Consider the following 5,545-nt stretch of genomic DNA (forward strand, 5'->3'; position numbering starts at 1 on the left):
CTGTAAAGCTGCTCTTTCGCTTTTGGTTTGGGTGGTGGCAAGTAAGTGTTGTTAGTCACGGGCTTTGGGATGTTGGCGGTGGCCGGTTTGCTAACGTTGGAGTTCTCTGTGGTTAATGCTATTTCAGGTTGTGTTTGGTTTGTATTTTGCCCATCAATATGGCCTTTTGAGGGTTGAATTTTTGATTGATGCGCGCATGCTGACATGCCCAAAACAAGCATTATGCTTAGCTGCTGCACTCTTTGTTTATAGTTTGCCAAAATTTAATTACTCCCAACTTAGTGCTTTAAATTACATTCATTTTCACATTTTGCATAATAACTCAAAAAATGCAAGAAATATGCAAAGAATATTAAATGTTTACAATAAGTTACGCGTTATATTTATTGCGTTTGTTCAATATCTTTATTGATGCCGGCAAAAGTTCGCAAATAAGGTTTATTGTTTTTAATTGAAGTCGGTAGATTTTGCAAAGCGGTTAGTGCTTCGCTTCGCTGTGCAAATTCGCCGTAAAGCATAATGGTATATAAGACATTATTCTGCGTTTTTTGATACAAATAAATGTTGTCAATTTCTAACTGTTGGCTAAGCCGGTCAAGCTCAGCCTTCATTTTTTCATCCGTGGGTAATGATTTTATTTGCAGTGTGATTGTGCTAGGCGGGCTATCCAATAATAGTTTTTTTGTTACAGCTAAGCGTTTATCAAGCAGCGTAAGTTGCGGTTCTATTGGTAATTCAGCTGGCTTTTCAGGCGCCTTGCTGGTTATTGCTGTGGCTGCAACCTTGGCAGGTAAGGGCGCTGTTGTAACAATGGTTTCAACAGGTGGTGATGCCGGCTGCACGGGTTGGCCTGCATTTTTGGCTAATGTTTGATTTGTGGTGCTTGCTACAGACGTAGGCGTGGCTTCGGCTGGAATAATGGCTGTTTGAGTTTCGGTCTTGGCAATCGCTGTTGGATTATTTTCCGAACTGGTGTTGCCTGCATTTGTTTCTACCGAAGCTGTTTTATCTAAGTTCACCGTGACCTCAGATTTTTGGGTTGGTAATTTGCTTGAAATTACTTCGGTTTGGCTATTGGTAATGTTAATTGAGGTTTTTGGAGGCGGCTGTTTCTTCCACCAAGTATAGCCAAGAATCGCCGTCAGACAAGCAATTAACAGAATTGCCCCTATAAAATAGTGCTTGTAATTTGTGCTGTTGCGGCCAAACTCACTGTCTTGTATGGCGGCCTTTACGTGCTTGGGCGTCACCTGATAGGCATTGTCGGCAAAAGCGGCTAATAATGACTTATCTGCCAATATATTGACACGCCTTGCTAAGCCTTTTGCTGCGACTGAGAGTTTTTTAACGGAGGAATCTGAAAATAAGTGCGGCCCATGATAACCCGCAGCACGTAAGCGTGATATTAAATAATCACCAATATCTTTTGTACCCAAAGGCTCTAAATGAAAGCTATGTGTGATGCGTTCACGTAGCTGGCGTATGTGAGGTTCACTCAAATTGGCGTCCAATTCAGGTTGGCCAAATAAAACGATTTGCAGCAATTTATCTTGTTTGGTTTCTAAATTTGATAACAGTCGGATTTCTTCTAAGGTGGCCAGTGGCATACCTTGGGCTTCTTCAACAAAAATTACCACTTGGCGGCCTTCAGCGTGGCGATTTAGCAGATGTGATTGCAACACTTGCATGACTTTTAGACGGTCAGCATTTTTGGGTAATTTCAGTTGCAACTCAAAAGCAATGGCGTGTAAAACGTCTTCAGGTGCCACGCTAGGGTTGGCGAGGTAAATGCTCTCTATTTTATCGGGTAAAATGGTTTGCAGCATGCGGCATAGCATGGTTTTACCGCTACCTACTTCGCCCACTACTTTGATGATGCCTTCACCGTTCGTGATGGCGTAAACAAGGGCGTCTAACACGGCGCCACGATTGCCGCCCGAGAAGAAAAAGTCCGTATTCGGGGTGATTTTGAATGGCGGCTCTTTTAAGCCAAAGTGGGGGTAATACAATTTTTTTCCGTAGTGTTTTTCGTAGGATTAAGTTTTTTCTAAATTTTATCTTTAAATTTTATAGGCTAGTTTTCTTCAATGGTACTCATGCGGCTGTATAGGGTAGTGCGATTCACATTAAGTAGCTTCGCTGCTTGGCTTAAATTGCCATGCGTCATTTGCATGGCCGCCTCAATGTAGGCTCGTTCCCAAGTTTTTAATACGGCGTCTAAACTTACATTGGCTTGGCGTTGCAAGTGGCGTTGGGCCTGCGCGGTCATGCTACTGATGTCATTTAAGTTTAATGTCTCTGCATTGCCATCTGTTTCTGGCTCAGACAAATCAAACTCTTCGACTAATTGTGCTGCATTCAAAGTTTTACCGGAATACTTGGCAATAAGGCGAATGACTACATTTCTGAGCTCGCGTACATTGCCTGGAAATTTGTATTCTAGCCAGCGTGCTTTTGCAGATTCATCCAACAAAAACGGCACTTGGCCGATTTGTTTGGCGTAGAACTCAGTAAAATGCTCGCGTAATAAGTGTTTATCTTCTCCCAATTCACGCACTGGCGGCACATGAACGGCAAACACACTTAGTCGGTGATATAAATCTGATCTGAATTTACCTGCGCGTACTTCGGCGCGTAAATCTCGGTTGGTCGCCGCGACAATCCGCGCCTGACTTTTTCGCGTTTGTGTTTCGCCAATCCGTTGGTATTCACCGTTTTCTAGCACGCGCAATAATTTGGCTTGTAGCTCTAAAGGCAGTTCGCCGATTTCGTCTAAGAATAGCGTGCCTTCACTGGCATCCTCAAAGTAACCTGCATGTGCGGCAATCGCGCCAGTAAAAGCACCTTTGGTGTGCCCAAACAAAATCGATTCGGCTAGCAGTGGTGAAATAGCCGCACAATTGACCGATAAGTAAGGGTGCTGTACGCGCTTGCTTGCGTGGTGAAAACTACCTGCAACCAGTTCTTTACCGCTGCCAGATTCGCCTTCAATCAACACTGGAAAAGGTGAGTCAGCAAATTGTGTAATCTGCATGCGTAGGGCTTGCATCGGCAGGCTGTCGCCCAGTAAGCCATCAAATTCTTGCTCGGCTTTAATTTCGTTCAGTTCAACATCTTGCACTTTAAGTGACTGCAGCAACATGTCTTTTAGTTTTTCAACGTCGCAGGGCTTGGCAATAAAATCAACCGCACCTAAAGTCAATGCGCGCTTCACATTGGCTTCATCACTTTGGCCAGACAAGACGTGGATTTTAATGGTGGGAGAATGCGCTAGTAATGCGCTAATGACTTTAAAGCCTTCTTCAGGCGTATGTGGTGATGGCGGTAAGCCTAAGTCAACCAATGCTAAAGCCGGCGGGCTATCCAATTGTTGTAGTAAGCTTTTTAGCTGGGCATGTGATTCAGCCACAAATACTTCAAAATGCTTGCTTAAAACAAAATGTAGCGTATCCGTGATTAAAGGATCGTCATCAATAATCATTAAAACGGGACGAAGTGCCGCCATCAATTAGACCTTTACATAAAATTTAACAAGTTCCACAATCAGCACCACTATAGCCTGAAAGGTTATATCTATCAATTATTTTGCTGTAGGAATTTTAAAATTTTATTTCTGGAATTAGAAGAACTTAGTCTAAATAGATGTCGCTTTTAGGCATGTTGAGGCAAAAAGCTTGGTACACAAAAAGCTATCTGCTTCATATTTTTAGAATAACTAATCGTAGTGCATTGCAAACAGAGCGCTTGATTGATATTCAATGAATTTTAAAGCGATAATTTGTAACGCTCTTCTAAAATGTCACGTAGCAATAGGATTTCATGAAAAACCTCTGCACCAAAGCCAGTGCGCTCGGTATTGCGGTTATCCAGTAATAGTTCGTTTAAATAGCTCTTGGTTTCAGGCATGTCTTCAGTAGATCGACTTTCAGTCGTCCAAAGTTTGGTTAATTTTTCTACAATATGTGGCAATTCTTCTAGGCTTGAAGCCGCCAATACGGGGAATCTCGATTTTTCCCACTGTGGCATCATGATGTTAAAGTTTTCGTGAAACTCTTTAGCCTCGCTCAAAAACTCTTCTTTTTGATTATGCTTGCGATAAATGTCTAATAAACAAAACCAAAGATGCAAGGCCGCCTTGGGCGTTTCTTGAATTTGGGTTTTTAATAACATAATGGCTTCTTTAACCCGATCGATACTGAGATAGACTTTGGCTTGTTCTAGCACCAGTTCGATTTCTTCCTGCTTTTCTAAATCCACAACAGTTTCAGGTGTTGCGTGTGGAATGCTACCTGAGAATTCTTCTTGTGGAATCGGTGCATCCGACGAATGGCTGTTGACGGTGACCTGCTCTGCCAAATTATTACTGTTTTCAGTTGGCTCAATTTCGACAGGTGCAATCGCTGGAACAGCTTGAGGCAGTTTTAGTTTTCTGTAAATGTACATTCCTAATACGCTATTTACAGCTAAAAACAGTAGCGATAATAAAGTCCAAAATATCCATTTGCTTGATTCGGCACTTATCCGCCCAGGATTGAAAGTTTTTTCTGGGCTAAGCGGTATCTGATCAACAGGGCTTGCAGTAGCAGGCGAGCTTTTGGTCTTTTGATCAACATGGTGGCTAGTTTCATTCACCTGTTTTTGTGGTTCGATAGCGATTTTTTTCGGTGTAGCTAAAGCTAGGGCTTTATCAAGTAAATTCAACAGCTCTGCTTTTAGCCCGATAAATTTTTGTTGTAAGCCAACTAGCTTTAAATTTAGCCTGAGTAAGTCTTGTTTGAATTGTGCGTTTCTTTTGACTAATTCATCGAATATCGCCAGTATTTTGGGACTAATTTCAAACTTATCTTCTTGTTCAATATTGTAAGTTTTAATTAAAGTAGGTCTTGAAGGTGGATGTTTAACATTGCTTATGAATGAAGCGCGCTTGATGCCACCAGTTTGCTTGGCCAGAATTTTGATATTAGGAATGACGATTAAACTCGCCTGATTTGCTTTGTCGGATGCATCAAGTGCGGGGTTTATGTCGCGACTTAATTGCAGCGTTTTTGTTACAAATCGTTGCTGCATACGTTTATTGTGCGGATAAAACAAAGCGGCCAAGTCTTCAACGCTTTCACCTGGCAAAATTGGCCAGGTAATGCTTGTTTGCACGGGGGCAGGGGCAGAATAATCGTAATATCCAGAAGATTCTTGATCTATATTCTGTGCTATTAACGGGCTGCTTTGTAATGTAGCCACTAGTAAAAGCATAAGTTTTAGATGAAATCGCACGGCACTAACCTTATATATATTCGACTATAAACTTAAATAGATTTTATCGATTTGCAATTCGTCAATTACAAACGGTTCATCTAAGTCAAAATCAAGTGATTCTTGGTTGCTTGCCACTGCAACTATTTCACGTAGTTGATCGGCCGTAAAAAAATAATCTTCTTCTAATTCTATGCTTGGCTTATATAACATGACATTCATTCCAAAGTGGTTACGATGATTCTTTAAATGCAATGTGCGTGCCAACAAAAATACTGGCTATATAAAATTGTAA

At 41.6% G+C, this 5,545-nt stretch carries 4 protein-coding genes and 1 pseudogene; all 5 read right to left on the reverse strand.

From position 1 onward, the window contains the following. A pseudogene (locus tag HOO90_RS07740) lies at positions 1–260 on the reverse strand (hypothetical protein); the annotation flags it as partial. Positions 261–383: 123 nt separating this feature from the next. Next, a complete protein-coding gene (locus HOO90_RS07745) occupies positions 384–2,009 on the reverse strand; it encodes an AAA family ATPase (RefSeq protein WP_292841760.1) in 1,626 nt (541 codons plus the stop codon). A gap of 65 nt (positions 2,010–2,074) precedes the next feature. Further along, on the reverse strand, positions 2,075–3,505 hold the full coding sequence (locus tag HOO90_RS07750) for a sigma-54 dependent transcriptional regulator (protein WP_292841762.1): 1,431 nt from the start codon (positions 3,503–3,505) through the stop codon (positions 2,075–2,077). A gap of 260 nt (positions 3,506–3,765) precedes the next feature. Then, complete coding sequence (locus tag HOO90_RS07755; RefSeq protein ID WP_292841764.1) at positions 3,766–5,271, reverse strand: hypothetical protein; 1,506 nt, start codon at positions 5,269–5,271, stop codon at positions 3,766–3,768. 24 nt (positions 5,272–5,295) lie between these two features. Then, entirely contained in the window at positions 5,296–5,463 is a 168-nt protein-coding gene (locus HOO90_RS07760; RefSeq protein WP_292841766.1) for a hypothetical protein, read from the reverse strand. Positions 5,464–5,545: the final 82 nt, after the last annotated feature.

This window comes from Methylotenera sp. (genome assembly GCF_013141425.1).
Taxonomy (GTDB): Bacteria; Pseudomonadota; Gammaproteobacteria; order Burkholderiales; family Methylophilaceae; genus Methylotenera.